The organism is Pseudomonas putida, from assembly GCF_028682395.1.
GTDB lineage: Bacteria > Pseudomonadota > Gammaproteobacteria > Pseudomonadales > Pseudomonadaceae > Aquipseudomonas > Aquipseudomonas putida_AB.
Genome location: NZ_JANHLC010000004.1, coordinates 265064 through 291600, shown reverse-complemented (window position 1 = coordinate 291600; position 26537 = coordinate 265064). Strand labels below are relative to the sequence as shown.

The following is a 26537-nucleotide window of genomic DNA, read 5'->3' as shown; positions in this document are numbered from 1 at the left end:
CCGGATGCCGACATGACTGCCCTGAAGAACGACCGTTTCCTTCGTGCCCTGCTCAAGCAACCCGTGGACGTCACGCCTGTATGGATGATGCGCCAGGCCGGTCGCTACCTGCCGGAGTACCGCGCCAGCCGCGCCAAGGCCGGCGATTTCATGAGCCTGTGCATGAACCCGGAGTTCGCCTGCGAAGTCACGCTGCAGCCGCTGGACCGCTATCCAGGCCTGGATGCCGCGATCCTCTTCTCCGATATCCTGACCATCCCGGATGCCATGGGCCAAGGCTTGTACTTTGAAACCGGCGAAGGCCCGCGCTTCAAGAAGGTCGTCAGCACCCTGGCCGACATCGAGGCCCTGCCGATCCCCGATCCGCAAAAGGACCTTGGCTATGTGATGGATGCTGTCAGCACCATTCGTCGCGAGCTGAACGGTCGTGTACCGTTGATCGGTTTCTCGGGCAGCCCGTGGACCCTGGCCACTTATATGGTCGAAGGCGGTTCGTCGAAAGATTATCGCAAGACCAAAACCATGCTCTACGACAACCCGCAAGCCTTGCACCTGTTGCTGGACAAACTGGCTCAGTCGGTCACGAGCTACCTCAATGGCCAGATCCTGGCCGGCGCTCAGGCGGTACAGATCTTCGATAGCTGGGGTGGCAACCTGTCGGCGGCGGCGTATCAGGAGTTTTCCCTGGCCTATATGCGCAAGATCGTCAGCGGCCTGATCCGCGAGCATGAAGGTCGCAAGGTGCCGGTCATTCTATTCACCAAGGGCGGGGGCCTGTGGCTGGAAAGCATCGCCGACGCCGGGGCCGATGCCCTGGGCCTGGACTGGACCTGCGACCTGGGCGAAGCCCGCCGTCGTGTCGGTGAGAAGGTGGCGCTGCAAGGCAATATGGACCCGACCGTGCTTTACGCCAACCCGCAGGCGATTCGCGCTGAAGTCGCGCGCATCCTGGCCAGCTACGGCAATGGCTCGGGGCATGTGTTCAACCTGGGCCACGGGATCACCCCCGAGGTCAACCCGGAGCATGCCGGCGCCTTTATCAATGCCGTGCATGAGTTCTCGGCGCAGTACCATCAGTAAGTCCTGCGCCATCCCGGCCTGTGTCGGGGGGTGATGGGTTCAAAAAAAAACGCCGCTGGCCTGTTAAGGGCCAGCGGCGTTTTTTATGCGGCGTCGGATAGGTACAGCCATGGCATTCTGGGCGCGTGTCTCAAGCGTCGGAACGGGTCAACTGCCGCACCCGTGCAGGCGAAGAGACGAACCCGCTCAGGTGGGTCGGTTGCCCGGCAGTAGTGGCAGACGTGCCAGCTTCAAGGCCACCAGCAGCGCTATGATCAATAACCCAGCGATAAAGCCGCCGATGCCATTCCAGCCCGCGTAATGCCAGAACACCCCGCCCAACGTACCGGCCACGCTGGAGCCGGCGTAGTAGCTGAACAGATACAGCGATGAGGCCTGGCCCTTGGCCTTGGTGGCACGGCGGCCGATCCAGCTGCTGGCCACCGAGTGGGCGCCAAAGAAACCGAAGGTGAACAACAGGATGCCAAGCACCACGACCGGCAATGGTGTCACCAGGGTCAGGGCAATGCCCGCCAGCATGGTCACGATCATCGCCCAGAGCACTTTGCGTCGACCGAGCTTGTCGGCCAGGTTGCCGATCTGCGCGGAGCTGTAGATCCCCGACAGGTACACCACCGACAACAGGCCGACCAGCGCTTGGCTCAGATGATAAGGCTCGGCCAGCAGGCGATAGCCGATGTAGTTGAACAGGGTGACAAACGCGCCCATCAGTAGGAACCCTTCGAGAAACAGCCAGGGCAGCCCGGCATCACGAAAGTGCAGGGTGAACCCTTCGAGCAGGCTGCGCGAGTTCAGGGGCTGTGGGCGGAAATTGCGCGACTCGGGGAGAATCTTCCAGAACATCACTGCGGCGATCAGGGCCAGGCCACCGATCACCAGGATCGCCATATGCCAGCTGACAAAGTCGATCAGTACGCCGGTAATCAAGCGTCCGGCCATGCCGCCCAGGGCGTTACCCGCGATAAACAGGCCCATGGCCAGGCCGATATGCTGCGGATGGATTTCTTCGCTCAGATAGGTCATGGCGACCGCCGCGAGCCCGCTCAGGGACAGGCCCACCAGTGCGCGCATGACCAGCACGCCTTCCCAGGTCGGCATGACGGCACTGGCCAGGGTGCACAAGGCGGCAGCAAACAGTGCCGTGACCATGACCGGCTTGCGCCCGAGACGATCGGAAATCGGCCCGGTGACCAGCATGCCAATCGCGAGCATGGCCGTGGCCACCGAGAGAATCAGGCTGCTCTGGGCCGCATTCACGGAAAACTCGCGGGACATCAGTGGCATCATCGGCTGCACGCAGTAGAGCAGGGCGAAGGTCGCGAAGCCGCTGGAAAACAGCGCCATCACCGTACGTAGAAAGAGCGGCGTGCCTTTTTCAATCCACAGATCGTTGAGGGGGGGCGCTGGAGCGTCGAGGGTGCTGGGGGGAATTTCATGGGCGAGTGGAGCGACAGCAGTTTTCACGGGGACCTCGGAGGGCGCAGTCGGTCAGGCATTGAAAAAAGCATATAGCTGGCTTTGTATTCTTTCCAATATATTGTTCGACCCGTTTGATATGTTTTGCGACTTAATGAGGCTCCCATGGAATTACGCCACCTGCGCTACTTCATTGCCGTGGCCGAAGAGCTGCACTTTGGCCGCGCGGCAGAGCTACTGGGCATTTCCCAGCCGCCTTTGAGCCAGCAAATCCAGGCACTGGAACAGGAAGTCGGGGCCCGCCTGTTCGAGCGTACCAATCGTCGGGTCGCGCTGAGCGAAGCTGGGCGGTTGTTTCTCGACGAGGCGCGGTTGGTGCTGGCCCAGGTCGACAAGGCCGCCGATGTGGCCCGGCGCGCGCAGTTGGGCGAGTTGGGGGAAATGAAGATCGGCTTTACCTCCTCGGCGCCGTTCAACTCGAATATTCCCCAGGCGATCTTTGCTTTTCGTCAGGCTTTTCCGGCGGTGCATCTGCATTTGCGCGAGATGAGCAGCAAGATGGTCGCCGATGCCTTGGTCGACGAGAGCATCGAGATCGGCCTGATGCGCCCGCTGCCCCTGCCCGACTCGCTTGAGTATCTGGAGCTGATGCGCGAGCCGCTGGTGGCGGTGCTGAGCAGCAAGCACCCATTGGCCAGCCGTATCGAAACCGGCCTGCACCTGTCCGAGTTGGCTCTAGAGCCTTTTGTTTTCTTTCCGCGCAGCTACGGCAGCGGTTTGTATGCGCAATTGCTGTCACTGGCGCGCGATGCAGGGTTCAGTCCGCATTTCGCCCAGGAAGCCGGAGAGGCCATGACCATTATTGGTCTGGTGGCGGCAGGGTTGGGGGTATCGGTACTGCCGGCGTCCTACAAGCGGATCCGTATTGAAGGGGTGGTGTACTGCAGTTTGCTCGACCCGCTGGCGGTCTCGGCGGTGTGGCTGGTTCAGCGCAAGGCACAGCCTTCGCCCATGGCCCGGGCGTTTGTCGAGCTGTTGACGCGCCAGGTGAGCCCGCCATGACCGCGGGTCTACCTGGCTCGCTTTGCCGTTACTGGACTTTCGACAGGTCGCCTTTCAGGGCAACGCCACCGATAAACGCGCCGGCATGGCACTCATAGGTGCTGGCGTCTTTACGTACGTTGCTCTTGTAGAAGCTGACAATATCGGTCACAGCGTTGGCGCCGACTTTTTTTGCCGCATCCTGCAGGGTGAGCAGAGCCGATTGCAGGGCCCACTCACAGGCTTCGACATCGCTTTTGTTGAAGGCGTTGGTCTTCTTGTTGGTCACGGCGCCGGGGCTGAGCACACTGACCTTGCCACGGGGCAAATTGCCACTGAGGTAGAACTTCACGCTGCCATCCAGTTTGTTTGCACGGGTCATGTCTGCCACGACCTTCTCAAATGGCAGATACAACGTGGTGTCACGTGCCTGGCTGACGCCTGGCAAGGTGCAGAGCAAGAGGGTGGTGATCGCGGCCAGTTTTCTTACATGCATGGTCTGTTCCTTGATATGTGCAGGAGAAGGGGTTACGGGGTGACAGTGGGGGGGGTGTTGCTGATGTTTCTTGCGCTCGCCTGGGCTTGGGTATTACGCAGCTCTTGCAGGATGCCTTTGTCCAACAAGCGGACCCAGCGGATGTAGTTCTTGTGGATCTTTCCATCGCTGTAGTTCAGACCGCGGCTGTCGCGGTAATTGATCTTGTAACTGACCGGGCTGTAGTCAATGTCGATCTCGGCGTGGAACTGCTCGCGTACGGTGATCTCGGCCTGGATTTTTGTCGGGCCGACCCGTTGCACGGTCCATTTCCGCTTGATCAGCGTGGTCAGGATTGCCTGTTTCATCTGTTCCTGGCTCGCGTGGATCTCCAGAGGCACGCTGCGGTGCGGGTTCAGAACGGGTTTGCTGGAACAGGCTGCGGTGCTTAGCAACGCTAGGGCAATCAGGGTGAAGCGGATGAGGGAAGACATTCCATTTTCTCCAGAGGTGGTGAAATCAGGACCAGCGGCGGAACACCAGTGAAGTGTTGACGCCGCCAAAGGCAAAGTTGTTATTCATCACGTATTCGTGGCTCATCTGCCGAGCTTCTCCACGCAGGTAATCCAGTTCGCCGCAACGCGGATCGACCTCATCGAGATTCAACGTGTGGATGTAGCGGTCCTGGTTGAGCATCTGGATGCTGAACCAGGACTCCAGGGCGCCACAAGCGCCGAGGGTGTGTCCGAGAAAGCTTTTTTGCGAACTGATGGGCATCCGTTTGCCGAACAGATCGCTGGTGGCTTGTGTCTCGGCGATGTCACCCTGCTCGGTGGCCGTGCCATGCCCATTGACGTAGCCAATGGCCGAAGGGCTCAAGCCGGCGTCTTCGAGCGCCAGCTCCATGGCGCGCCGCATAGTGAGCTGCTCGGGGCGGGTGGTGTGCTGGCCGTCGGCATTGCTGCCAAAGCCGACCAGTTCCGCATGGATATGGGCGCCTCGGGCGAGGGCATGTTCCAACTCTTCAAGCACCAGCATGCCAGCGCCTTCACCGATCACCAGGCCATCGCGACCGCTGTCATAAGGCCGTGGACTGGTTTGCGGGGCATCGTTCTTCAGGCTGGTGGCATACAACGCATCGAAGACCATGGCTTCGGTGGGGCACAGTTCTTCGGCACCACCGGCAAGCATCAACGGCAGGCGGCCAAACTTGATGGCTTCATAGGCGTAGCCAATACCTTGGCTGCCGCTGGTGCACGCGCTGGACGTGGGAATCAGGCGTCCGGTCAGGCCGAAGAAAATGCTGATATTGGCTGCCGTGGTGTGCGGCATCATGCGCACATAGGAGTTGGCATTGAGCCCTTCTGCCACCGAGTTCAGCAGCATGTTGCCGAACGCCTTAATGTCTTCGGTGCTGCCGGTGGACGAGCCACAGGCCACGCCCATGCGTCCGTCGCGGATTATTGCATTGCCCAGCAGCCCGGCATCGGCCAGGGCCCGCTCGGCGGCGCCAACGGCAAAGCGTGAGACCCGGCCCATGCTGCGCAACTGCTTGCGGGTCCAGTGCGCGGGGACGCTGAAGTCATCGATCGGGCCAGCCAGGCGGGTATTGAGTTCGGTGAAGCGATCCCACTCGTCCATGCGGCGGATACCGCTGCGATTGGCGTGGAAGTGGGCCTCGATCGTCGCCCAGTCGTTACCCAGGGACGTAATGCCGGCCATGCCGGTAACTACCACGCGCTTCATCAGCACAGCCCCCCATTAACTGCCAGCACCTGGCGGGTGATATACGCCGCCTCGGCGGACATCAGGAAGTTCACCGCGCCGGCGACTTCTTCCGGGGTCCCCATGCGTTGCGCGGGGATCATTTTCAACAGGTCTTGCACGGGCACATTCTCATCAAGCATGGCGGTGTCAATTAACCCTGGGGCCACGCAGTTGACGGTAATGCGGCGCTTGGCCAACTCGATGGCCAAGGCCTTGGCAGCCCCAATCAGGCCGGCCTTGGAGGCGCTGTAGTTGACTTGGCCGCGATTGCCGATCAGCCCGGAAACGGAGGTGATGCAGACGATGCGTCCTGGCGCGCGCCGCCGGATCATGGGCATGGTCAGCGGCTGCAGGACATTGTAGAAACCGTCGAGATTGGTGCGCATGACGTGATCCCAGTCCTCTTCGGAAAGGGCCGGAAAGGCACCGTCACGGGTCAGGCCGGCGTTGAGCACCACACCGTAATAGGCGCCGTGGTCTTCGACGTCGGCTTCCAGTACCTGGCGGCAGGCAGCACGGTCGGATACATCGAATTGCAGGATCCGGGCTTTCTGGCCGAGGGCCTCGATCTCGCGTTGTACGGCTTCGGCTTCGGCCCTGCCGGTACGGCAGTGCAGCACGAGGTCGTGGCCCGCGCGGGCAAGGCGCAGTGCAATCGCCCGGCCGATGCCACGGCTGGAACCGGTCACTAATACGGATTCAGTCATGGCTGGACTCCTGTGATTCATTGAGATATTCGGCGGCCTGAGGCGGACGGAACACGTTCAGGCGTGCCGTGGCATGGACGCCAGGGCCCGTCAGGTGGCATTCGAATACACCCATGCCGTTGTCGTCCTCCAGGGAACGTTGGGCGTGGATATGCAGATCAATGCCGCTGGGAAAGTGTTCCACATTGCACTCGAATTTTCGTGTGCCGAGCAAAAAGCCCAGCTCTACCGGCAATTCTTGCTGACGTGCACGGCACCCGGCGTAGGCCGCAATACTCTGGGCCATCAGTTCGATGCCCACCCAGGCAGGTAAGTCACCGTTCGCTCGGTTGAAGAGACCGCCGGGGCGTACCCGCACGCGCGTGTGGATCTGCTCGCTGTCGAAGCTCAGGACCTCGTCGATCAGGATCATGTCGCCAGCGTGGGGTAGCAGTTCGGCAAGCGGCCAGGGGCTCATGGGAGCTCTCCGATAATCAGGCTGACATTATTGCCGCCAAAGGCAAACGAGTTGCTCATCAGGCGTCGTGGTGCGGTCGAAGGGGGCAGCTTATCCCCCGTCTTGACCCAGTTGAGTGGTGCGATGGTCGGGTCGACCTGGCCATCCCAGAGGTGCGGTGGCAGGGCGTGTTCCTCGTTCTGCGCGGCCAGGGTCAGCCAGCAGAAAGCCGCCTCCAGGGCGCCTGCCGCCCCAAGGGTGTGGCCAGTCATGGGCTTGGTCGAGGAGCAGGGCAGTTGGCTGGGGAACAGCCTGGCCACGGCCTGGCTTTCCATGGCGTCGTTATGCAGGGTGGCCGTGCCGTGCAGGTTCAAGTAGTCGATCTGCTCGGGTTGGAGGCCGGCATTGGCCAGCGCTTTGCTCATGGCCTGAGCGGCACCGCGACCACTGGGTTCTGGCGCGGAAATATGGTGGGCATCGCTGCTGGCCCCGGCGCCAAGCAGGGCAATGCTCTGCTCATCACTCGCTTCGCGGGTCATCAGGAAGAGCGCCGCGGCTTCACCGATATTGATGCCGTCACGGTTGATCGAAAAAGGGTTGCAGCGCTGGCCACTGATGGCTTCCAGGGCACTGAAACCGTTGAGCGTCAGCTTGCACAGACTGTCGACACCGCCGCACAACACCGCATCGCACAGCCCCAGGTTGAGTAGCCGGCGGGCACTCATCAGTGCTCGGGCGCTGGACGTGCATGCCGTGGAAATCACATAGGCCGGGCCACTGACCTGCAGCCAGTCGGCAAGAAAGGTGGCGGGAGCGCTGAGTTCCTGCTGCAGGTAGTCATAATCGTCGGGGAACTGTTGGTCGCGCAGGTAACTGGCGATCCCACGGCTGGCTTCATCGATGCCCGAGGTACTGGTGCCCAGCACGATCGCGATCCGCTCGCAGCCATAGCGGCTGATGGCGTGTTGGATCTGCTCATTGATCTGTTGCGCCGCCTGGAGCAGCAATTGATTGTTGCGGCTGCGCTGTGCCGCCAGGTGCACCGGGACCTGCGCCAGCGGGCCGGGCACCGCAGCCACCGGCACGCTACGCTCGGGCAGCCAGCCGGACTCTGTGCGCATGCCCGAGCTGTCGCCGGCGAACAGTCGGCGTGCCACTTCCTTCTGGTCGCGGCCCAGGGCGCAGACAAGGCCGAGGGCATTCAGATAGGCGGTCATGGGTGTTCCCCGGTATTCAAAAGGCGGATGCGGTAGTGCAGGTCGGTGCCCAGCTCCAGGTCGAAGTCCAGCGGCTGGCGGTAGTCGACGCGCCAGCGCTGGCCGAGAGTTCTTTGGTGGCTGCGTTCCTGGGCCGCGGGGTAGTTGTCCTGTAGGCCGGAGGCCGGCGCCAAGGCGAACAGCAAGGCGGCGAACAGCTCTCGAGCCTCGGGGTTGGGAGGCAACAGACCGTCGGCCTGCCATTGACCGTCGACCAGGCGCTGGCGGGCCAGGGGGATACCCAGTGGGTCGAGCAGCGACCAACGCAGGCCGGCGTCTTCGCGTTGCAGCACGAGCAACCAGTCCTGCCACTGGCCGGCTTGCTTGCGCTGGATATGCAACTGCAGCGGCAGGGCAAGCTCGGGTGTGTGTGCGGGTAGCGGCGCCTGGCTGGCGCAAGCGCTCAGCAGCAGGACCGCGGCCAACAGCAGGATGCGCATCATTCGACGTGGCCCGCCAGCGGTTTGCGGGCGACCACATTGACCAGGGTCTCCTGGCGCTGGCCCACCGGGGGTGGGTTCTTCAGGCCAAAGCGCTCGAGCAGGCCAAAGTCCTTCGAACGGCTCCACCACAGGTACGGGTAGGAGACATTCTGAGGCCCGAATTCGAAGCCCTGGTCGCGGATCATTTCCAGGTATTGCGCGGCGCTTTTCTGGACATGCATGGGGTGGCGGAACAGCCAGCGGATCACCCAGGTGTCGATATAGGCTTCGGTGGATTCCGCGAACAGCAGGTACCCGCCGGGCTTGAGTACCCGGTAGAACTCACTCAGGGCCAGGTCCTGTTGCACCAGATGGTGAAAAGTTTGATGGCAGAACAGCACGTCGACGCTCTCGGAGGCGACCTCAAGCGTCGCGCAATCGCTGCCAATCAATTCGATGTCGAGGTTGCGCCGCCGGGCTTCCTCCGCGCTCAAGTGCAGGCTGTGCGGGTCGGCGTCGAGACCGATCAAGCGCTGTGGGGCGAAGACCTGTTGCAGGTACTGGAACGATTTGCCCTGGCCGCACCCGGCATCAAGCAGCACCGGGGCCTGGGGCAAGGGGCCGTCGAACAGGCTGCGCAGGTCATTGATCGCCACGCGAAGCACATGGTGCTGCCAGGTGTGGCTGCGCAGGAACCAGAAACCGAAGCGTGTTTCCTCGACATAGGTGTCGCTCAGATAGGGCTGGTTCATGCCGGTTCGCTCGCACAGATTTCCGACAGCATCCGGAGCCGCCGCTTGGGTTCGCTGACAAAGGGGTTGCGTTCGTCCCACGCGTAGCCGGCCAGGATTGAACTGATCATCGAGCGGATTTCAGGGGCGCTTGTCGGATGGAATATCACATCCTGGAAGGTCCCGGCGTACCAGCCTTCGACATAGCAACGAAAGGTGTCGACACCGCGCTTGAGTGGATCGGCAAACTGGGTTTGCCAGTCGACGCTTTCACCTTGTAACTGGCGATGCAGCACGGCTGCGGCCATGCTCGCCGAGCGCATGGCGATGGTGACGCCGGAGGAGAACACGGGATCGAGAAATTCCGCGGCATTGCCCAATAACGCGAAGCCTGGGCCGTGGAGTGTCTTGACGTTGGCCGAGTAGCCACCGATGGCCCGCGCCGGGGTATCCCATACGGCATTCGCCAGGACCCGCTGCAGGCTCGGGGTTTCGGCGATAAAGTCGCGCAGGCAGGCATCGAGATCGGACGTGCGGCCAGCGTAGTGCTCTGCGGCGGCCACCACGCCGACTGAGCAGCGGCCGTTGCTGAACGGAATGGTCCAGAACCAGATGTCACGATGCTGCGAGTGGGTGGTAATCAGGATCTTCTCGCGTTCGAAACGCGGTGAATCGATACGGTCTTCGATGTGAGTGAACACCGCTTGGCGGACCGGGAAGCTGGAAGGCGCTTCCAGCTCGAGCAGGCGCGGCAGGACCCGGCCATAGCCGCTGGCATCGAGCACGAAGTCGGCTTCCAGAAGGTACTGGCTGCCATCTTCGCGCTGTACTAGCAGTTGGGGGGCCGGGCGCTCGAAGTCGGCGCTGACGATCTCTTCGCCATAACGGATTTCCACGCCTTGCAGGGCGGCCTGATCCGCCAGCAACTTGTCGAAGTCTGCGCGCTGGACCTGGAACGTGGTGGGCTTGCCTCGGCTGAAGGTCTCGCCAAAGTCAAAGGCGCTGTACTGCTCGCCCCAGGCGAACGCCGCGCCGTTTTTCAGTTGGAAGCCGGCGGCATTGACGGCCTCGAGCATGCCTGCTTCCTCGACAAAGTCCAGGCAATGGGAAAGCAGGCTCTCACCAATGGAGAACCGCGGGAAACGCTGGCGTTCGACGATCAATGCATCATGGCCGTTGCGTTTGAGCAGGGCGGCGGCAATAGCGCCGGATGGACCGGCGCCGATGATCACGACCTGGCGGCGTTCTATTTCAATGGTTGGCACTGGGGCTCCTTGCCTGTGTGGGCGATAAAGCGTTGAGCAGAGGGATTCGATTGATGCCCGCCAGGGCTGGGAGCAGCGTGGCGAGCAGGCCCATCAGCATCAGCGCGAAGTACAGCGCGGGGCTGATCAGCTGTTGTTGCAGCAGCAGGTTGAGGAAGACGATCTCGCTCAAGCCGCGAATATTGAGCAGCAGGCTTTCGCGCCATTGGCTGGCGCCGGCAAACGAAGGGGTGGCCCAACTCAGGCCAAGCCAGTTGCCCAGCAGCTTGCTGGCGATGGGCAGCAGTACCAGCGCGCCCAACTGCAGCCAGCTCAGACTGCCCATGGCCGTGTGGACGTTGATCTGCACGATACCGAACGTCAGGATCAGCGGGATGGCGAGGTGGGTTTGTAGCGCGTTCATCCAGCGCGGGCTGAGCGGCATCACCATCGGTACCTTGAGCCAAGCCATGCACAGCAGGTAGCCGATGCCGAAGATCAGAGCGTTGAGTCGGTAGTGTTCGGCGAAGACCAGTAGCCCGAAGAAGGCCAGGCTGTAGGTCAATGGGCGTCGCTGGCGCAGCAGGTGCAGTACAAGAGGCGTGCAGGCTAGAAGGATCGGCAGCAACAGGCTGCTCAGTTGCAGGCTGCCTTGGGCGAGGCCGAACAGGCTCCAGCAGATCAGGTCGATCACAATTGCCGCTTGCACCAGGCGCCGGACTGCCGCTGGCGGATAGCCGATATGGTGCAAGTACAGATAAAGCACCGGTATGGCCGTGATGGCGAACACCAGGCCAACTGCCAGGGAACTCAGCCAGTGCTGTTGCGGCAGTAGCCAGAAGGCGCAGGCCAGCCCGCAGGTAAAGGGGACGGCGAAGCTCGGGAGTGCGATCTTCAGGCTCTGGCGGTCCAGCTTCAGCTCGACCACGTCACTGAGGATATGCCCCAGCAGCAGGGCGAAACCCAGGCCGTAGAGCGTGCGCAGCCAGTCCGGGCTGACCAGTTGCGCGCCGCTCAGTTGCCAATGTGGCTCTATCCAGAAGTACATCAGCAGCGGCAGGCCAAAGGTCGCCAGCAACAATTGGCTGACGATCGGGATCAGGCCCCAATGCCGGCCGATACGTGTCACGACGGCGAAGCCGGCGAGGGCCATTAACCAGAACAGTGCGATCAGCATCGTGTTACCTCTTCAGCCGCCGAGGCCTGATTGGGTTGGGCAGCCCAGGGGGCGAGCAAAAAGCTGAAGGCCAGACCGAGGCTCACCGACAGGCCGAAGTTACTGACCGCAGGCGTGCTGGAAATGGCGAGTAAGCCGAATGACAGCCAGGTTGTCGCGGCGGCCAGCAGGGTGCCGAGTAGGCTGACGGCGGCTCCGCCGATCTGCTCGCGCATCAGGATCGCGTAGTCAACGCTGATGGCGGTGACCAGCAACAGGCCAAACAGGCTGAACAGGGTCAGTGGCTGGCCGAGCCAGCCCAGGCTGGCCAGGCTGCACAGCGCCGCGAGTAGTGGAAGGGCGACAATACGCAGGGCCCCCCCCAGCCCGAAGGGCAGGATCAGCAGCAGAACGATCAACAGGCAGGAGGCCAGTTTCAATTCGGCGGCGCTCACTTGGGTCGCGGCGAAGACCCGATTCAGATCCCCCAGGCGATCCACCAGCCTGACGCCAGGCAGATTCAGCGCCTGGCTGCGCAACAGCTCGCTGTGGCCCAGGCCCTGCAGGCTGACCAGGGCGGCAACGCCCTCCTGGGTGGGACCGAGCCAGAGCGCACGCCAGGGTTCTGCCAGCGGCCCGGCGAGGGCGGTGTCGATATCTTGTGTCGGCAAGGCCAGCAGTTGTTTCAGCTCGGCGTGCAGGGCGTCGATGGGCACGCCCAGATCGAGCAGTGGCTGCCAGGCGTGGGACAAGCCCGGCAGGGCATCGCGCAGGGCCTGCTGGTCAGCGGCGCGGTTGAGCAGTTGGTGCAGTGACAGGTAGCCCTGCAGCTTGCCGTCGGCGACGAGCGGATCGAGGCGTTGGCCCAGGCTCGTCAGGCGCTCCAGCAACTGCTGTTCGTCGGTGGCGCGAACCAGGAAAAACTGGCTGGTCGGCTGGTACCCGGTGATGCGTGCGATGGCCTGGGCCTCGGCCAACAGATGAGGCGGTGCACCGACCCACTGGCGGATATCGTTCCTGGAACTCAACTGCCAGAGCCCGGAGGCGCAGAACAGCCCAAGCAGGAGCAACAGCCAGGGGCTAGCGATTCGGTGCACAAGAGCGCTGCGCAGCTTGAGCAGCCATTCGGCTATGCGCAACGGCCATTGTGCCGGTTGCAACTGCACCCCGTTGAGCAGTGCCGGCAACAGGCATACGGCGCTCAGGTAGGCACCGATCAGGCCTGCGGCGGAGAACACCGCGATCTGGGTCAGGGCGGGGAAACGGGTCCAGGCCAGGGCCAGATACCCGATGCAACTGGTGGCCAGGCTCAGGGTCAACCCGGGCAGGGTCAGGCGCACGGCTGGCCAGCTTCTCCAGGGGCGCAGGCTCCAGCTTTTCGACAGGTAATGCAGTGGGTAGTCCACCGCCACACCGATCAGGCTCGAGCCCAGTACCAGGGTCATGACGTGCATATGGCCGAACAGTGCTACGCACGCCACTGCGCCGAACAGCATGCCCACCAGTACAGGAATAAAGGCGAGCAAGACCCGCCAGCGGTGGAATGCCAGCAGCAGTAACAGCAGTATGCCGACTGTCGCGCCGCCGCCGACCCAGGTGATTTCCCGGGTGGCTTGTTGCTGGCCGTTGGCCGCGTAGAGCAGCCCGCTGGCAGCCAGGATCTGGACGCCGGCCTGGGCGGCCTCTGTGCGGCTGCTGTCAAGCAGCGCCGCGACTTGCAGCGGTAGCTGCATATCAAAGGCATTGCCGCGGGTGCGGGCACGTAGCAGCACCCAGTTCTTGCCGTCGGCCTGGGCGATCAATGCGCCGCTGCCTATATCCAATTGCACTGCGCCATGTTGTGGCTGGCTGTTTTGAATCCGCCCGGTAAGGCCTAGCCAGTCATTCTGGCTGGGGACCAGGCTGAACCCCGTGAACGGGTCGAACAGTGCCTGGACCCGCTGCTGGATAAAGAGCTGGGGCTGCTCAATCAGCTGCTTGCGGTCATGGGCTGCGAGCATCGCCAGGCGGCCATCGAGCAGTTGCTTGCGCAGCGCCGGCAGATCGGCCTGCAGGCTCCACTGGACCTTTTCGAACAGGCCGCTGGACTGCCAGCGCTCGCTCAATTGGCTGGCCTTGGCGATGGCCAGCTCGCGATCAGCATGACCGACCAGCAGCAGGATTTCTCGGTTCAGCGGCTCCTGCATGCGCTGCTCGGCCTGCAGCTCCAGGGTGTCCGGCGAGTCGCCAGGCACCAGGTCCATCAGGTTCGCCGAGAGCGGTGCGCCAGCGCGCCACTGCCAGCCGGCCAGTGCGAGCACGGCCAGGAGCAGGAGCAGAAACAGGCGGGGCAACCAGCGTTCAATCAGCAAAGTCGTGTTGCTCCGCGTCGCTCAGGGAGGGCGCACTGGTGCTGTCGAGCATGCGCAGTACGGTGCTGTCGCCCTGGGTTTCCTGCAGCTCTATACGCTGGACCAGTTCTGCGCCTTCGATATTGATTCGGGTAAACACCTGCTTGAGCAGAAGCGAGCGCGGCGTAAGCTGCAGTCGCCAGTCTGTGGCCGTGCCTTGCAGGTGCAGCTCGAAGTCGCGCTGCAGGCCACTGCTGTCGCCTTGCAGCACGGCGAGAAACAGGCGGTTTTGCTCGGCTCCGGCGCTTTTGCCCGGGAGCAACTGCCAGCGCTCGCCATCACGGCGGGCGATACCGGCGGCGTTGATGCGGTAGTCCTGCTGCAAGGGTGTTTGGAGGAGCCAGAGCAAGCCATGGTCCTTGGACAGGACAAAGCGGCCCTTGCTGGTCAGTGGTTGTGGCAGGGCCCGCAGGTGCTTTTCCTGGACAAATTGGCCGTGGATCACCTGTGGCCTGGCCAGTTGCTCGCTCAGTTGCTGCAAGTCGAAGGTGCTGGCTTGGGCCGCAGTGCTGAACAGCCATAGCAGGAGCAGTAGCCAGATCGGTTCGCTGCGCTTCATGCCAGCACCTTTTCGACCGCATCGACAAACACTTTGGGCGAAGCCAGCAACATTTCGCGGCTGGCAATATCCACGGCGACCTGGACCGAACTGGCCCGGGTCAGGCGCTCGCCGCTGGCCAGGTCGCTGATCAGGTAATTGATCTTCAGGCGACTTTCCCACTCCACCAGGTTGGCCCGCACAACGATGGTCTGGCCAAATACCGCACCGCGTACATAACGCAGTTGCAGGTCGATGACCGGCCAGGCGTAGCCGGACTCCAGCATGTGCGTGTAGTTGTGGCCGAGATGGTCGAGCAGCGCACATCGCGCGACTTCCAGGTATTTGACGTAATGGCCGTGCCAGACCACGTGCATGCTGTCGACGTCGAAAAACGGCACGAGGATCTGGGTGTCGACATGCAGCACTCCACGACTACGCATGCAGCCTCCAGTGTTGCTCGCTGATACGTTGCAGGCACAGGCGTAGTTCGCCTTCCAGGGCGCGGTCTTCGATCACCGGAGCGAAATCCCTGGCGAGGGCTTCGTGCATGGCCGCCAGTGCTGCCGGCAAAGGGGGCGCATCTGGCGCCTGGCGACGCAGCCAGACGCCCTGATGGGCGGCCAGCAGGGTGGCGGCGGCGACTTGCTCGGTCAGTTCCAGCACGCGAATCGCATCGCGAGCAGCGATGGTGCCCATGCTCACCTTGTCCTGGTTGTGGCATTCGGTGGAGCGCGAGAACACGCTGGCCGGCATCGTATTTTTCAGCGCTTCGGCCGTCCAGGCACTGGTGCCAATCTGCACGGCCTTGAAGCCGTGGTTGAGCATCGCCCGCTCGGCGCTGGCCCCCGACAGGTTGCTCGGCAGGCCATGGTTGTAGCGGGTGTCCACCAGCAGCGCCAACTGCCGGTCGAGGAGGTCGGCGACATTGGCGACCAGCGTCTTGAGGCTGTCCATGGCAAAGGCGATATGCCCGCCATAGAAATGCCCGCCATGCAGCACGCGCTCGGCCTCGGCATCGATGATGGGGTTGTCGTTGGCGCTGTTGAGTTCGGTCTCGATAAAGCCGCGCAGCCAGCCCAGGCTGTCGGCCAATACACCGAGTACATGGGGGGCGCAGCGCAGCGAGTAGCGGTCCTGCAGGCGATGCAATGGGGCGGAGGGGGCATCGATGGCCAGGTCCTGGCGCAACCAGGCCGCGACTTGCATCTGCCCCGGATGGGGCTTGGCAGCGAACAGACGTTCGTCAAAATGCTCCGGGTTGCCTTGCAATGCGACCACGTTCAGGGCCGTGATGCGCGTCGCCAATTTGAGCAGGTAGTCGGCCCGGGCGAAAGCCAGGCAGGCCAAGCCGGTCATCACCGCGGTGCCGTTCATCAGCGCCAGGGCTTCCTTGGGGCGCAGTACCAGCGGGTCCCAACCGAGTTCGCGATGGACATCGGCACTGGTTCGGCGCTCGCCACGAAACAGCACATCGCGCTCCCCCGACAGCGTTGCGGCGACATAGGACAGTGGCGTCAGATCACCGCTGGCGCCGACCGAGCCTTCTTCGGGGATCAGCGGCAGGATGTCCTGTTCTAGAAACCCCTGCAGACGTTCAAGCAATTCGACCCGCACGCCGGAGACGCCGTGACACAGCGACTGCAAGCGTGCCGCCAGTACTGCGCGCGTGGCCTGGGCGTCGAGCAACTTGCCCAGGCCGCAGCCGTGAAACGTGTACAGGTGGCGAGGAAGGGCCTCGACATGCTGGAGCGGCACGGCGACCACGCAGGAGTCGCCATAGCCGGTCGTGACACCATAGATCACGCCTTCTCGATCGAGCAATGAGTCGAGGAACTGCGCGCCCTTGGCGATGCGCTGACGAAATGCAGAATCATTTTGCAGTTGCGTGGGCACCTGACGATTGGCCAGGGCCAGCACGTCCTCGATGCGCAGCGGGAGTTCGCCGAAGGTTACCGGCTCAAGCGGATGCGTCGTCATCGGTCTTCCAGAAAGGGTAGAAATTGAACCATTGTTGGGGGGCTTGCAGGCAATATTCGCCCAGGCGCTGGGCATAGCGCCCGGCCCATTGGGCGATCACGTGTTCACGCTCGCTGCGCTTCCATTCGATGGCGTCTGCGAAGGGTTCTAGTAGCACCTGGTAGCGACCGTTTTGCTTGAGGCACAGCAGCAGGTTGACCGGGCACTTCAGTAGCCCAGCCAGAAGCCAGGGCCCTTGGGGAAAGGCGGCTGGGTGGCCGAGAAAGTCGACCCGGACTTTGCGTGCGCCATGCAGGGGGACGCGGTCGCCGGCGATGGCCAGCCATTCACCACGATCCAGGCGCTGGCTGAGCTGGAGCATGATCGCGGGGTCCAGTTCGCTGACCTGGATCAGGCGCAGATTGGTCGCTCCGGCTTCGCCCAGCAGACGGTTGAAGCGTTCTGCGTGCTTGGTGTGTACCAGTACATTCATCGTCACCTGTTCGCCGAGTTCGGCCAGCGCACGGCACACTTCCAGGTTTCCCAAGTGTGCGCCCACCAGCATCTGTCCGCGTTCGCTGCGAAGCTGGTGGCGCAGTAGCGCCGGGTCGATGATTTCGATCTGATCAATGTTGAGCTTGCCGTTCCAGACATCGAGCTTGTCGAGTAGGGCGTCGGCAAATGCCCTGAACTGGCCAAAGACCCGCCGATGGGTAGGGCGCAGGGCTGGTTGGCCGCTCCAGTCGGCGAGACGCTGTTGATACTCCCAGGCGGCATGGCGGGCCTGGCGACCAAACAGGAAGAAGTAGAGGACGATGCCGTGCAGGATCGGGCTCAGTACCCTACGGCCCAGCAGTTTGACGCCGAAGGCCGTGAGCTTCATCAGCCAAAAGCTGCCTCGTTCCTGGTGGTCAGCCCAATGTGCCGGTTTTGGATCAAGGCTCATGGGCGCCACCGTTGCCAGAGGATGCTGGGCATGCGCAGCAACATGCCGAAGAACAGCCGCGTGTGCATACTGGAAATCAGGGCATTGTCGTGGAACAAACGAAAGTGCGAGAGCCCGTCCTGTGGGTAGTGGACGCGTGTTGGCAGCCACTGCATCGGCTGGTTACGCCACGCCAGGCGGACCAGAATCTCCGGGTCGAAATCCATGCGCTTGCCCAGCTTCGCCGAATTGATCAGCGCCAGCACCGGCGGCAGCGGATAGACCCGAAAACCGCACATGGAGTCGGGAATCTGTAGCGACAGGCTGTTGATCCAGACCCAGATATGGGTCAAGTAGCGGGCATAGAGACGTCCCTTGGGCACGCTGGCATCGTATTGCGGGTAGCCACAGATCAGGGCCTGGGGCTGCGCGCGGGAGGCTTGGACAAAGGTCTGGACATCGTCCAGGTCATGCTGGCCGTCGGCGTCCACCTGTAGGGCGTGGCTGAAACCCAGGCGTGATGCCTCGCGCAGCCCGGCCATGACCGCGCCGCCCTTACCCTGGTTAACCGTCAGCGTGACGAGAAAAACGCGTTCAGCGCTGGCCAGTTGCGCCAGTACGGCACGGCAATTCGGGCTGCTGGCATCGTCCACCAGTACACAGGGTAACCCCGCATCGAGCAGGGCCTGGACTACCGCAGGCACGGCGGTTTCATGGTTGTAGACCGGAATCACGGCACAGGGCTTATGCATGGGTGTGCTCCAGAACGATACGTCCGCTGGAGCACGGACCGCTGGCGCTGCGATAGGCGAAGTAGAGCTTATTGCGTGCCTGCTCGAAGCGCAGGCTCAGCTCGATACGGTCGCCAGGGCGAACCAGTTGCTGGAACTTCAACACTTCCATCCCGGCAAAGTTGGCGGGCAGCGCAAACAGTGAGCGGCCCAGGAGCAGGGCCCAATCAACCTGGACGACGCCTGGTAGAACCGGAGTCCCGGGGAAGTGCCCGCTGAAATAGGCCAGGTCCGGGGGGATCGCCAGGCTGAGTTGCCACTCGCCGTCGGTCTCGCGTTGTTGCACGACTTCCGGGGTCTTGGGCCTTGGGGCGAGTAACAACGCCTCGACTTCGGCCTGCGGTAGCTTGCCTTGGCTGTTGAGTGGCATTTGCCGCAGTAGACGCCAGCGCCGAGGCAGGGCGAGGGCTTCACAGTGTTCGCTCAGGTGCTGGCGCAGTGTCTGGGTCAGCACTTTCCGACCTTGATTGCGCAGGGCCAGCAAGCCGCTTTGGCTGGGTACAAGCAGAGCGCCGAGTGACGCGCGGGAGCCCTGGATAACGCCCAGGCGTGCTTCCTCGACCCAGGGGTGGAGCGTTAGCGCCTGTTCGAGCATGGGCAGGGAAATGCGCTTTTCTTCCAGCTTGACGATGCGGTCCAACCGGCCAAGTAGCTCGAATTGGCCATTGGCCTCGAAGCGGACCGCGTCGGCGGTCTGTTCGATATGCCCGGCCGGCAGGTAGGGCGAGGCCACGCGCAGGGCGTTCGTGCTGTCCTGGCTCAGCGTGATATCGGCAAACGGCTGCCACAGGACCGTGCCCTGGCGCCAAGCAATGCCGCCGGTTTCCGAACTGCCGAGGATTTCCGTGGGCCATTGCTTCAGGCGTTGTTGCAAGGCAAGGCTGGCCTCGGGAGGCAGGGCGCCGCCGGAGGAAAATACCCGCCGTACCTGGCTGAGTGCAGGCCAGTCAAGATTGTCGCCCATACGCTTGAGCAGTGCGGGGCTGGCGATCCAGACGAAGTCGGGGTAGTCGCGGCTGGCGCGCTGCATGTCTTCGGGGAATGCCATTTGCCGGCGTACGAAGGGGCGGCCGGCGCAGAGGGGCCACAACACTCGGAACAACAGGCCATAGATATGCTGGGCCGCGACGCTGGCAATGATGCAGGCCGGGCCCAGATCGGGCCCCCAGAGCTGTTCAAGGGCCTGGACCTCGTTGGCCAGTTGGCGCAGCGTCTTGTCGATGCGCTTGGGTTCACCGCTGGATCCCGATGTACACAGGCTTAGGCCGCAGTGATCGAGGTCGAGCGCGGCCGGGCTCAACGGTGCGCCATAGAGTGCTTCGAGAGCGGCGCTGTCGGTCAGCCATACGTCGACATCGCCAGCCCAGCGCTGGCGAGTTTGCGCCTGAAGATCGGCTGGTAGCAAAACACTGGCGCCCGCGCGCCAGGTGCCAAGCAGGGTAATGGCCAGCTCGGCGGAATCGTCCAGGTACACGGCCACGCGCGTGATCCCGCGCGCCTGTAGCCCGCCGGCCAGGCACAACGCCCTATCGCGCAGCGTGTCGTGATCCAGTTCGGGATGGCGAGTGACGGCGCGTCCCGCAACAGTCTCGAGCAATAGGTGCTCAAGCTTTATCCATTTCATACGCGGCCTCTTACGCGTTGTCGTATTAGCCATTCAATGGCAAACAACAGTCCCATCAGGCCATAGGCAATCAGGCCGTTGTACAACGTCCACCAACTCAGCGGCGCCCAGAGGGTCAGGGCGGCGGCGATTAGGCCATTGAGCAGAAAAAACAGGCTCCAGACCTGGGTTACCCGGCGGGTATAGCGAATGGCTACAGCGGGCAGCTCTGGTTCGCGCAAGCGAGCCAGGCGTTCGGCCATCGGCGGACCGTAGTGCAGGCTCAGCCCGAACAGCCCGAGCATCAGTACGCTGATAAGGACCGGGTACCAGCGCAACAGCCAGGGGCTGTCGACCAGCGCGAGCAGCAGGCAGAAAGAAATGGCGGCGCTGGCCATCCACAGGCTGGCGGGGCGTCGTTCGCCGTACAGGGCGCGGGCGAGCCACAGGCCACCGAGCAATAGCCCGAATTGCCAGGGGGCAAAATGTTCGATGCCGAAGTACACCGCAAAGGGGTACATCAGGCCCGCGAGCAGTAGGCCAAGACCAATCAGACGAGTCATGCGTCGGTATTGACCAGGCGGTAAACCGCTTCGACCACATCGCTGACCGTGCGCACGGACTTGAACTCCTCGGCGGCGATCTTCTTGCCGGTCTGGCGCTTGATATGGTCGATCAGGTCGACGGCATCGATGCTGTCGATTTCCAGGTCCTGATACAGATTGCTATCAAGGCTGACGCGCTCGGGCTCCAGTTCGAAGAGCTCAACCAGAGCATCGCGCAGGGTATTGAAAATATCTTCACGGGTTTGCATGTTGCGGCCTCAAGCTGGCTGTTTTGCCGTGACGAAAGCCGCAAGGCTGGTCACGCTGGAAAAATGATCACGGGTATCCTTGGCGTCGGCATCTATTTTTATGCCGTAGCGCTTTTGGATCGCCAGGCCGAGCTCGAGGGCGTCCACCGAATCCAGGCCGAGGCCGTCACCGAAAAGGGGTTGGTCGTCTTCGATGTCCTGGGCGCTGATGTCTTCGAGTCCGAGGGCATCGATGATCAGTTGTTTGATTTCAAGGTGCAGGGTGTGATCGCTCATCTAGGGCGAGCTCCTTAATGAAGTATTGATGCAGGTAGTCGTTGAGTTTGCGCGAGGCCTGTGGCGGTGGCCCCATTGCGGTGAATGTTTGGGGGGCTATATCGGCCCCGACGCGAATACTGAAATGCACCCGCTGCTGGGGGATGCGATACCACGGCTCGGCCTTGGTTAGCGTGGTCGGGCTGACCTGTATGACCACCGGGGTGATGATTTTTGCACCGCGTAATGCAATGGCGGCCGCGCCGCGATGAAAGGCGGGTGGCTGGCCGGGCTGAGTGCGGGTGCCTTCGGGAAAGATAATCAGGGTCTGCCCGGTTTGCAGGGCGTTGGCGGCGGCATCGAGCATCTCCAGGCTGCCGTCGTTACTGATGTATTCGGTGGAGCGCACCGGTCCGCGGGTAAAGGGGTTGTGCCAGAGGCTCTGCTTGACGACGCAGTTGGCATTGCGGACCAGCCCTATCAGGAATACCACGTCAATCAGCGAAGGGTGATTGGCGATGATCATCTGCCCTGGGCGCCCGAGGTTTTCCGCGCCCTGGACCTCATACGTCAGGACACCGGTACGGGCCATGAAGCGGATAAACAGCCAGAACAGCCGGCTGACCGTCTGTCGCGTCCGGCGGCGCTGGCTTTGGGCATCGCCGGGCAAGCAGCTCAGCAGTGGGAAAATGATCAGGCGCAGGCAGAGGCCACCGAGCCCAAACAGGGCAAAGCTCAGGGCAGTAGCCAGCAGGCGCCAGTAGTAGGCGTCGCGGCCTTTGGTCAGGGCTTGCGTTGCCAGTTCCATACGCGATGCTTCCAGGCATGTTGGCAGTTGGTCTTCTGACCAAGCAGGGTTTGCAGCAAGCTCAGGGCATGAGGTTGCGTTGCGGGGGCGAGCCCTTCACGGGTCGGGCTCAGTGTCAGTTGCCATTGGTCGCCCGCGGTTATCAACAGGCCGACGGCGTAAGGGAAGGGCACGTCATGGATCCAGGCGCGGTAGGCCGCTGGCGGTTGCTCTTCGGCAACGACCAGCAGCACGGCCGGGGCGCCTTCGGCCAACAGGGCCGCGGCCTCGAGCATGCCGTGTTCAAGGCCGTCACCATTCGCCGCGATAGCGGTCATCTCACTGGTTTCGCCGTGAATGATCGACCACAGGCCAATGATCGCGTTATGCACCGAAAGACTGAACTGGGTCGGCGACAGCGGCTGTTCGGCGGCCAGGTCGCTGAGGATCTCAAAGGTCCGTGGGGTTTCGCCATGCCGAGAGACGAACACCAAGGGCAATGCTTGATAGCCCTCTGCCAGCGGCCAGCCCACACTGAAGGCCATGCGTGCCAGGCGGCTTAGGCGGCGGCGCTGGATGGCAGGTAGGAACGACACATCGGGAGCGGCATCGGTCGGCTGTATCGACCGGGGTTGTTGGCACCAGGCCCGCCAGTCGTCCGCACTTTCTAGTCCCGGTCCCCAGGCGCGCCATTGGGCGATGTTGAAATTGATCACTGAGGTTTATCCCGGCCCTGGGGGCTGTCTTTCCTACTGCGGTTGGACGAGGAACAAATGCCAACCCTGGCGCGGCCCAATGACCGAGTGGCGCGCATTATCGTGGTGTGACGAGTTCCTAGCAAACAGATGAGTCTTTTTTAAGCGATTAAGTTTACAAATGGGTTCTTGTATACGGAAATGAGTATTTTCCTGGTGAATGTGTATTTTTGTTTGTCGACTATTTCCTGCTTTTTAGCCGACGTCTCGGGCAGGTTTCCACTTATTGGTTGCGCTTGGGCCAATGAGGTAGCAAACCCAAGCCTTCGCCCTCTACACTCGGTCATTCATTGATACACGGAGGTTTTTTCATGCGGCGCGTGGTGTTCAATCAGAAAGGTGGCGTAGGCAAGTCGAGCATCGCCTGCAATCTGGCGGCAGTCAGCGCCAGCGAGGGCTATCGCACCCTGTTGGTGGATCTTGATGCCCAGGCCAACTCCACCCAGTACCTCACCGGCCTGACCGGCGAGGATATCCCCATGGGCATCGCCGATTTCTTCAAGCAGACGCTGTCTTCCGGGCCTTTCGCCAAGAAGAACAAAGTCGATATCTACGAAACCCCCTACGACAATCTGCATGTGATTACCGCCACGGCCGAGCTGGCAGACCTGCAGCCCAAGCTTGAGGCGAAGCACAAGATCAACAAGTTGCGTAAGTTGCTCGACGAGTTGGCTGAAGACTACGACCGCATTTACCTGGATACCCCGCCGGCCCTGAATTTTTACGCGGTTTCAGCGCTGATCGCCGCCGATCGTGTGCTGATTCCCTTTGATTGCGATAGTTTTTCGCGTCAGGCGTTGTATGGGTTGATGGCGGAGATCGAGGAACTCAAGGAAGACCATAATGAAGGCCTGGAAGTTGAAGGCATCGTGGTCAACCAGTTCCAGGCACGCGCCAGCCTGCCGCAGCAGATGCTCGATGAGTTGATTGCCGAAGGCTTGCCGGTGTTGCCGGTGTACCTGGGCAGTTCGATCAAGATGCGCGAGTCCCATGAAGCGAGCCGGCCGCTGATTCATTTCGATCCACGGCACAAGCTGACGCTGCAGTTCGTCGAGCTGCACAACTTGCTGGAAGACAACGCTTAACGTCGGTCCGCAGGGCGCTCGCCAGCGAGCGCTCCTTCAGAGGCCTGGCGTCAGGCGATGCCCTGGCTGCGCAGCCAGGCCAGCAGTTGCGTCAGAGGCAATGCACCACTTTGGCGCGCCACTTCCCGGCCGTTCTTGAACACGATCAGGCTGGGAATCGAACGAATCCCCAATTGCCCCGACAGTTGCTGGTTGGCTTCGCTATCGAGCTTGGCCAGGCGGCACTTGCCCGCCAACTGCGTGGCGGCCTGGGCGAAAACCGGCGCAAAGGATTTGCACGGCCCACACCACTCGGCCCACACGTCCACCAGTAACGGCAGATCGCCCTTGATCTGGCTCGCGTAGCTGGCCTGATTGAGCTCAAAGGGTTGGCTCAGCAGGACTTCGCGCTTGCAGCGACCGCATTTGGGATGGTCGGCCAGGCGCTCGGCGGGAAGGCGGTTGAGGCCGTTACAGTGAGGGCAGGGAATCAGCAGGGGGTCGGCCATTGTCAGGCTCCGCTTGAATCAGTCATGGATGCAGTCTATTTGGTGTTGAAGGCCCGGATAATCAAGGGCTCCTGCGCGGGTCCGCCCCAAACGCCAGGTTATATTCCCTTATACCTTTGCCCGTCGCAGGCACGCTTCTGCCCTAGCCTTAACTCAGGGTGAACCATCGGTCCATTAATTCGTATCGCAATTTGCGATACGGGATTCCACCCGCTAACCTTCATAGCAATATGCGATAGGGACATTGCATGCGGATCATCACGGCAAAACGAATAGGGGAAGCGAAGGAGAAATGGCCGCATTCGGCTAAGGCGCTGGATACCTGGTATCGCGTGGTCAAGTCGAGCAGGTTCGCCGATCACGCCGCGCTAAAGGCGACCTTTGCGTCGGTGGATAAAGTGGGGCCATGGCATGTCTTCGATATCGGCGGCAACAAGTTGCGATTGATTGCCCTGGTGCGTTTCACCACGCAACGGCTTTTTATCCGGGAGGTGTTGGATCACCGCGCATACGACAGGGGAAAATGGAAGGAAGCGTCAACATGAATGAACTGCTTGAACAGGTTTCGCAACATTGGCCGTTTGTCGCGCCGCTGCTGCGCAAGCCCAGGACCGAAGCGGACTATGACCGTCTGGTCGAAGCCCTGGACAGGTTGCTGGAGCGGGTTGGCGACGACGAGGAGCACCCGCTGAGCGGCCTACTGGAGATTGTCGGGGACTGGGTCGAGGCGTATGACCTGGAGCACCGGCCTATCCCCAAGGCCAGCGGTGTGGAGGTGTTGCGTTACCTGATGCTTGAGCATCGCTTGAGCCAGAGCGACTTGCCGGGTGTTGGGGCGCAATCGGTGGTTTCGGAGGTGTTGGGCGGCAAGCGCCAGCTCAACCTGCGCCAGATCCGCTGGCTCGCCGAACGCTTCAAGGTGTCGCCCGAGGTGTTTATCTGACCTTCGGGCCTAGGACGAGCAACTGATTTCCAGGTGTTTGCCCCACTCCGGAGGGCGCTCGGCATAACTGTCCATGCCCGCCTGAGCCTCGAACGGGCGGCTCAACACTTTGTGCAGTCGCCGCACTTCCTCGTAATCACCTTGCTCGGCGGCCTCGATGGCACGCTGGGCCAGATAGTTGCGCAGGATGTAAAGCGGGTTGACCCCGTGCATCCGCGCCTGGCGCTGTGACTGTTCTTCGTGTGGATCCCGGGCGACACGGGCTTGGTAAAGCTCGGCCCAGGTGTCGAAACCCTTGAGGTCGATAAACTCGTCGCGCAAGCGGGCCGTGGCCTGTTCGGGCGACTCGTCTCCTAGTCGGCGGAAAAACAGTGTGTAGTCGATCGCGCTGGTCTGCATCAGTTGCAGCAGGTTTTCCACCAATTGCTGGTCGGCCTCTTCGGCGGTGGTCAGGCCCAGGCGGCGACGCATCAGGTCCAAGTAATGGGCCTGATACAGCGGCAGGAACAGGCCGAGGGCCTCTCGCAAGGCGTCGACGCTGATAAACGGCGTCAAGGCCTGAGCCAGTGCGCTCAGGTTCCACTGGCCAATGGGCACCTGGTTGCTGAAGGAATAGCGGCCCTGGTCGTCGGAGTGGTTGCAGATAAAGTGGGCGTCGAAATCGTCCAGGAAGGCGAACGGCCCGAAGTCGAAGGTGATACCCAGGATCGACATGTTGTCGGTGTTCATCACGCCATGGCAGAAACCGTAGGCCTGCCACTTGGCGATCAGTGCGGCATTGCGCTCGACGACCTCGCGGAACATCGCCAGGTAGGGTTCTGGTTGCTCCAGGCACTCGGGGAAGTGCAGGGCCAGCACGTGCTCGCCCAGCTGTTTCTGTTGTTCTGGTTGTTGGGTGTAGTAGAAATACTCGAAATGACCGAAGCGGATATGGCTCGGCGCCAGGCGCAGGACCATGGCGGCGCGCTCCTGCTTTTCACGCCAGACCGGAGTGCTTGAGCCGATGACGCACAGCGCTCGGCTGCTGGGTATGCCCAGGGCATGCAGGGCTTCGGAGGCGAGGAACTCGCGGATCGAGGAGCGCAGTACCGCACGCCCATCGCCCATGCGTGAGTAGGGTGTCTGCCCGGCGCCCTTGAGGTGCAGGTCCCAGTGCTCGCCGGCTTCGTTGTAGACCTCGCCCAGCAGCAGCCCGCGGCCATCGCCCAGGCGTGGGTTGTAGGAGCCGAATTGATGTCCCGAATACACCATCGCCCGGGGCTCGGCCTCGGCCCAGAGCTTGTGGCCGCTGAACAACTCGGCGAACACCGGTGTTTGCGCCACTGCCGGGTCGAGGTCAAGGAGGGCCATGGCCGCGTCACTGGCGACCACCAGCCGTGGCTCGTCGATGGGCTCGGGCAGCACGTGGGTGGAAAACACATCGCCCAGGCGGGCAAAGCGATTATCGAAGGTCAGTTCGTCGAGGGCTTTCAA

The 26537-nt window shown here is 62.2% G+C and carries 30 protein-coding genes; 5 read left to right on the top strand and 25 right to left on the bottom strand.

What is annotated here, in order from left to right; genetic code table 11:
• The first annotated feature begins 12 nt into the window (after positions 1–12).
• Positions 13–1080 carry a uroporphyrinogen decarboxylase gene (hemE, locus tag NPS46_RS12575; RefSeq protein WP_274107568.1) on the top strand — a complete coding sequence of 356 codons (1068 nt, stop codon included), beginning with the start codon at positions 13–15 and terminating at the stop codon, positions 1078–1080.
• A gap of 186 nt (positions 1081–1266) precedes the next feature.
• Here the strand turns inward: hemE and NPS46_RS12570 are convergent, their stop codons facing one another.
• Positions 1267–2511, bottom strand: a complete 1245-nt coding sequence (locus NPS46_RS12570; protein WP_425312737.1) for an MFS transporter — start codon at positions 2509–2511, stop codon at positions 1267–1269.
• A 150-nt stretch (positions 2512–2661) separates the two neighbouring features.
• Here NPS46_RS12570 and NPS46_RS12565 point away from each other — a divergent pair, with 150 nt between their 5' ends.
• On the top strand, positions 2662–3558 hold the full coding sequence (locus NPS46_RS12565) for a LysR family transcriptional regulator (RefSeq protein ID WP_274107564.1): 897 nt from the start codon (positions 2662–2664) through the stop codon (positions 3556–3558).
• A 28-nt stretch (positions 3559–3586) separates the two neighbouring features.
• On the opposite strand, the gene NPS46_RS12560 is transcribed toward NPS46_RS12565, so the two are convergent.
• From NPS46_RS12560 to NPS46_RS12455, 22 genes are read right to left on the bottom strand one after another with little or no spacing between them, the layout of a single operon-like run.
• The gene (locus tag NPS46_RS12560) at positions 3587–4033 is read right to left on the bottom strand and encodes an excinuclease (protein ID WP_274107562.1); all 447 of its coding nucleotides are present in this window, start codon (positions 4031–4033) and stop codon (positions 3587–3589) included.
• Between the two features lie 32 nt (positions 4034–4065).
• A complete protein-coding gene (locus NPS46_RS12555; protein ID WP_274107561.1) occupies positions 4066–4506 on the bottom strand; it encodes a hypothetical protein in 441 nt (146 codons plus the stop codon).
• 25 nt (positions 4507–4531) lie between these two features.
• Positions 4532–5758, bottom strand: a complete 1227-nt coding sequence (locus tag NPS46_RS12550; RefSeq protein WP_274107560.1) for a beta-ketoacyl-ACP synthase — start codon at positions 5756–5758, stop codon at positions 4532–4534.
• Positions 5758–6486, bottom strand: a complete 729-nt coding sequence (gene fabG / locus NPS46_RS12545; RefSeq protein ID WP_274107559.1) for a 3-oxoacyl-ACP reductase FabG — start codon at positions 6484–6486, stop codon at positions 5758–5760. The genes NPS46_RS12550 and fabG overlap by 1 nt, the downstream gene beginning before the upstream one ends.
• On the bottom strand, positions 6479–6943 hold the full coding sequence (locus tag NPS46_RS12540) for a hotdog family protein (protein WP_274107557.1): 465 nt from the start codon (positions 6941–6943) through the stop codon (positions 6479–6481). Before NPS46_RS12540 ends, fabG begins: the two co-directional genes overlap by 8 nt.
• Positions 6940–8139 carry a beta-ketoacyl-[acyl-carrier-protein] synthase family protein gene (locus NPS46_RS12535; protein WP_274107555.1) on the bottom strand — a complete coding sequence of 400 codons (1200 nt, stop codon included), beginning with the start codon at positions 8137–8139 and terminating at the stop codon, positions 6940–6942. The genes NPS46_RS12540 and NPS46_RS12535 overlap by 4 nt, the downstream gene beginning before the upstream one ends.
• Positions 8136–8621: a DUF3261 domain-containing protein gene (locus NPS46_RS12530; protein WP_274107553.1), complete on the bottom strand. Its 486-nt coding sequence runs from the start codon at positions 8619–8621 to the stop codon at positions 8136–8138. Before NPS46_RS12530 ends, NPS46_RS12535 begins: the two co-directional genes overlap by 4 nt.
• Entirely contained in the window at positions 8618–9352 is a 735-nt protein-coding gene (locus NPS46_RS12525) for a class I SAM-dependent methyltransferase (protein WP_274107551.1), read from the bottom strand. Before NPS46_RS12525 ends, NPS46_RS12530 begins: the two co-directional genes overlap by 4 nt.
• Positions 9349–10596, bottom strand: a complete 1248-nt coding sequence (locus NPS46_RS12520; protein WP_274107549.1) for an NAD(P)/FAD-dependent oxidoreductase — start codon at positions 10594–10596, stop codon at positions 9349–9351. The genes NPS46_RS12525 and NPS46_RS12520 overlap by 4 nt, the downstream gene beginning before the upstream one ends.
• Positions 10583–11752: a sodium:proton antiporter gene (locus NPS46_RS12515; RefSeq protein WP_274107548.1), complete on the bottom strand. Its 1170-nt coding sequence runs from the start codon at positions 11750–11752 to the stop codon at positions 10583–10585. The genes NPS46_RS12520 and NPS46_RS12515 overlap by 14 nt, the downstream gene beginning before the upstream one ends.
• The gene (locus NPS46_RS12510) at positions 11746–14082 is read right to left on the bottom strand and encodes an MMPL family transporter (RefSeq protein WP_274107546.1); all 2337 of its coding nucleotides are present in this window, start codon (positions 14080–14082) and stop codon (positions 11746–11748) included. Before NPS46_RS12510 ends, NPS46_RS12515 begins: the two co-directional genes overlap by 7 nt.
• On the bottom strand, positions 14072–14680 hold the full coding sequence (locus NPS46_RS12505; protein WP_274107544.1) for an outer membrane lipoprotein carrier protein LolA: 609 nt from the start codon (positions 14678–14680) through the stop codon (positions 14072–14074). The genes NPS46_RS12510 and NPS46_RS12505 overlap by 11 nt, the downstream gene beginning before the upstream one ends.
• Positions 14677–15102: an acyl-CoA thioesterase gene (locus NPS46_RS12500; RefSeq protein ID WP_274107542.1), complete on the bottom strand. Its 426-nt coding sequence runs from the start codon at positions 15100–15102 to the stop codon at positions 14677–14679. The genes NPS46_RS12505 and NPS46_RS12500 overlap by 4 nt, the downstream gene beginning before the upstream one ends.
• Complete coding sequence (locus NPS46_RS12495; protein WP_274107540.1) at positions 15095–16639, bottom strand: HAL/PAL/TAL family ammonia-lyase; 1545 nt, start codon at positions 16637–16639, stop codon at positions 15095–15097. The genes NPS46_RS12500 and NPS46_RS12495 overlap by 8 nt, the downstream gene beginning before the upstream one ends.
• Positions 16620–17564: a glycosyl transferase gene (locus tag NPS46_RS12490; RefSeq protein ID WP_274107538.1), complete on the bottom strand. Its 945-nt coding sequence runs from the start codon at positions 17562–17564 to the stop codon at positions 16620–16622. The genes NPS46_RS12495 and NPS46_RS12490 overlap by 20 nt, the downstream gene beginning before the upstream one ends.
• Positions 17561–18295, bottom strand: coding sequence for a glycosyltransferase family 2 protein (locus NPS46_RS12485; protein ID WP_274107537.1), 735 nt, complete (start codon positions 18293–18295; stop codon positions 17561–17563). Before NPS46_RS12485 ends, NPS46_RS12490 begins: the two co-directional genes overlap by 4 nt.
• Positions 18288–19958 carry an acyl-CoA synthetase family protein gene (locus NPS46_RS12480; protein WP_274107535.1) on the bottom strand — a complete coding sequence of 557 codons (1671 nt, stop codon included), beginning with the start codon at positions 19956–19958 and terminating at the stop codon, positions 18288–18290. The genes NPS46_RS12485 and NPS46_RS12480 overlap by 8 nt, the downstream gene beginning before the upstream one ends.
• Positions 19955–20500, bottom strand: a complete 546-nt coding sequence (locus NPS46_RS12475; RefSeq protein WP_274107533.1) for a hypothetical protein — start codon at positions 20498–20500, stop codon at positions 19955–19957. Before NPS46_RS12475 ends, NPS46_RS12480 begins: the two co-directional genes overlap by 4 nt.
• Complete coding sequence (locus tag NPS46_RS12470; protein WP_274107531.1) at positions 20497–20751, bottom strand: acyl carrier protein; 255 nt, start codon at positions 20749–20751, stop codon at positions 20497–20499. The genes NPS46_RS12475 and NPS46_RS12470 overlap by 4 nt, the downstream gene beginning before the upstream one ends.
• Before the next feature lie 9 nt (positions 20752–20760).
• A complete protein-coding gene (locus NPS46_RS12465) occupies positions 20761–21027 on the bottom strand; it encodes a phosphopantetheine-binding protein (protein WP_274107530.1) in 267 nt (88 codons plus the stop codon).
• The gene (locus tag NPS46_RS12460; RefSeq protein ID WP_274107528.1) at positions 21002–21814 is read right to left on the bottom strand and encodes a lysophospholipid acyltransferase family protein; all 813 of its coding nucleotides are present in this window, start codon (positions 21812–21814) and stop codon (positions 21002–21004) included. Before NPS46_RS12460 ends, NPS46_RS12465 begins: the two co-directional genes overlap by 26 nt.
• Positions 21790–22509, bottom strand: coding sequence for a beta-ketoacyl synthase chain length factor (locus tag NPS46_RS12455; RefSeq protein ID WP_274107526.1), 720 nt, complete (start codon positions 22507–22509; stop codon positions 21790–21792). The genes NPS46_RS12460 and NPS46_RS12455 overlap by 25 nt, the downstream gene beginning before the upstream one ends.
• A 350-nt stretch (positions 22510–22859) precedes the next feature.
• Here NPS46_RS12455 and NPS46_RS12450 point away from each other — a divergent pair, with 350 nt between their 5' ends.
• A complete protein-coding gene (locus NPS46_RS12450; RefSeq protein ID WP_274107524.1) occupies positions 22860–23633 on the top strand; it encodes a ParA family protein in 774 nt (257 codons plus the stop codon).
• 50 nt (positions 23634–23683) lie between these two features.
• Here NPS46_RS12450 and trxC read toward each other — a convergent pair whose 3' ends face one another.
• Positions 23684–24121 (bottom strand): thioredoxin TrxC, encoded by a 438-nt coding sequence (trxC, locus tag NPS46_RS12445; protein ID WP_274107522.1) that lies wholly within the window; start codon positions 24119–24121, stop codon positions 23684–23686.
• 248 nt (positions 24122–24369) lie between these two features.
• Here trxC and NPS46_RS12440 point away from each other — a divergent pair, with 248 nt between their 5' ends.
• Both NPS46_RS12440 and NPS46_RS12435 read left to right on the top strand, forming a co-directional pair.
• Positions 24370–24666, top strand: coding sequence for a type II toxin-antitoxin system HigB family toxin (locus NPS46_RS12440; protein WP_274107520.1), 297 nt, complete (start codon positions 24370–24372; stop codon positions 24664–24666).
• The gene (locus tag NPS46_RS12435) at positions 24663–25064 is read left to right on the top strand and encodes a helix-turn-helix domain-containing protein (RefSeq protein ID WP_274107518.1); all 402 of its coding nucleotides are present in this window, start codon (positions 24663–24665) and stop codon (positions 25062–25064) included. Before NPS46_RS12440 ends, NPS46_RS12435 begins: the two co-directional genes overlap by 4 nt.
• Before the next feature lie 9 nt (positions 25065–25073).
• On the opposite strand, the gene selO is transcribed toward NPS46_RS12435, so the two are convergent.
• Complete coding sequence (gene selO, locus NPS46_RS12430; protein WP_274107516.1) at positions 25074–26537, bottom strand: protein adenylyltransferase SelO; 1464 nt, start codon at positions 26535–26537, stop codon at positions 25074–25076.

Excerpts from the sequence above, each read along its gene's own strand:
- NPS46_RS12435 (WP_274107518.1), top strand. The coding sequence starts at position 24,663 with ATGAATGAACTGCTTGAACAGGTTTCGCAACATTGGCCGTTTGTCGCG.
- NPS46_RS12535 (WP_274107555.1), bottom strand. The coding sequence starts at position 8,139 with ATGACCGCCTATCTGAATGCCCTCGGCCTTGTCTGCGCCCTGGGCCGC.
- NPS46_RS12490 (WP_274107538.1), bottom strand. The coding sequence starts at position 17,564 with ATGAGCCTTGATCCAAAACCGGCACATTGGGCTGACCACCAGGAACGA.
- NPS46_RS12470 (WP_274107531.1), bottom strand. The coding sequence starts at position 20,751 with ATGCAAACCCGTGAAGATATTTTCAATACCCTGCGCGATGCTCTGGTT.
- NPS46_RS12505 (WP_274107544.1), bottom strand. The coding sequence starts at position 14,680 with ATGAAGCGCAGCGAACCGATCTGGCTACTGCTCCTGCTATGGCTGTTC.
- hemE (WP_274107568.1), top strand. The coding sequence starts at position 13 with ATGACTGCCCTGAAGAACGACCGTTTCCTTCGTGCCCTGCTCAAGCAA.
- NPS46_RS12540 (WP_274107557.1), bottom strand. The coding sequence starts at position 6,943 with ATGAGCCCCTGGCCGCTTGCCGAACTGCTACCCCACGCTGGCGACATG.
- NPS46_RS12500 (WP_274107542.1), bottom strand. The coding sequence starts at position 15,102 with ATGCGTAGTCGTGGAGTGCTGCATGTCGACACCCAGATCCTCGTGCCG.
- NPS46_RS12530 (WP_274107553.1), bottom strand. The coding sequence starts at position 8,621 with ATGATGCGCATCCTGCTGTTGGCCGCGGTCCTGCTGCTGAGCGCTTGC.
- NPS46_RS12560 (WP_274107562.1), bottom strand. The coding sequence starts at position 4,033 with ATGCATGTAAGAAAACTGGCCGCGATCACCACCCTCTTGCTCTGCACC.
- NPS46_RS12465 (WP_274107530.1), bottom strand. The coding sequence starts at position 21,027 with ATGAGCGATCACACCCTGCACCTTGAAATCAAACAACTGATCATCGAT.
- NPS46_RS12495 (WP_274107540.1), bottom strand. The coding sequence starts at position 16,639 with ATGACGACGCATCCGCTTGAGCCGGTAACCTTCGGCGAACTCCCGCTG.
- NPS46_RS12460 (WP_274107528.1), bottom strand. The coding sequence starts at position 21,814 with ATGGAACTGGCAACGCAAGCCCTGACCAAAGGCCGCGACGCCTACTAC.
- NPS46_RS12565 (WP_274107564.1), top strand. The coding sequence starts at position 2,662 with ATGGAATTACGCCACCTGCGCTACTTCATTGCCGTGGCCGAAGAGCTG.
- fabG (WP_274107559.1), bottom strand. The coding sequence starts at position 6,486 with ATGACTGAATCCGTATTAGTGACCGGTTCCAGCCGTGGCATCGGCCGG.
- NPS46_RS12475 (WP_274107533.1), bottom strand. The coding sequence starts at position 20,500 with ATGACTCGTCTGATTGGTCTTGGCCTACTGCTCGCGGGCCTGATGTAC.
- NPS46_RS12515 (WP_274107548.1), bottom strand. The coding sequence starts at position 11,752 with ATGCTGATCGCACTGTTCTGGTTAATGGCCCTCGCCGGCTTCGCCGTC.
- NPS46_RS12480 (WP_274107535.1), bottom strand. The coding sequence starts at position 19,958 with ATGAAATGGATAAAGCTTGAGCACCTATTGCTCGAGACTGTTGCGGGA.
- NPS46_RS12440 (WP_274107520.1), top strand. The coding sequence starts at position 24,370 with ATGCGGATCATCACGGCAAAACGAATAGGGGAAGCGAAGGAGAAATGG.
- NPS46_RS12555 (WP_274107561.1), bottom strand. The coding sequence starts at position 4,506 with ATGTCTTCCCTCATCCGCTTCACCCTGATTGCCCTAGCGTTGCTAAGC.
- NPS46_RS12525 (WP_274107551.1), bottom strand. The coding sequence starts at position 9,352 with ATGAACCAGCCCTATCTGAGCGACACCTATGTCGAGGAAACACGCTTC.
- trxC (WP_274107522.1), bottom strand. The coding sequence starts at position 24,121 with ATGGCCGACCCCCTGCTGATTCCCTGCCCTCACTGTAACGGCCTCAAC.
- NPS46_RS12450 (WP_274107524.1), top strand. The coding sequence starts at position 22,860 with ATGCGGCGCGTGGTGTTCAATCAGAAAGGTGGCGTAGGCAAGTCGAGC.
- NPS46_RS12485 (WP_274107537.1), bottom strand. The coding sequence starts at position 18,295 with ATGCATAAGCCCTGTGCCGTGATTCCGGTCTACAACCATGAAACCGCC.
- NPS46_RS12550 (WP_274107560.1), bottom strand. The coding sequence starts at position 5,758 with ATGAAGCGCGTGGTAGTTACCGGCATGGCCGGCATTACGTCCCTGGGT.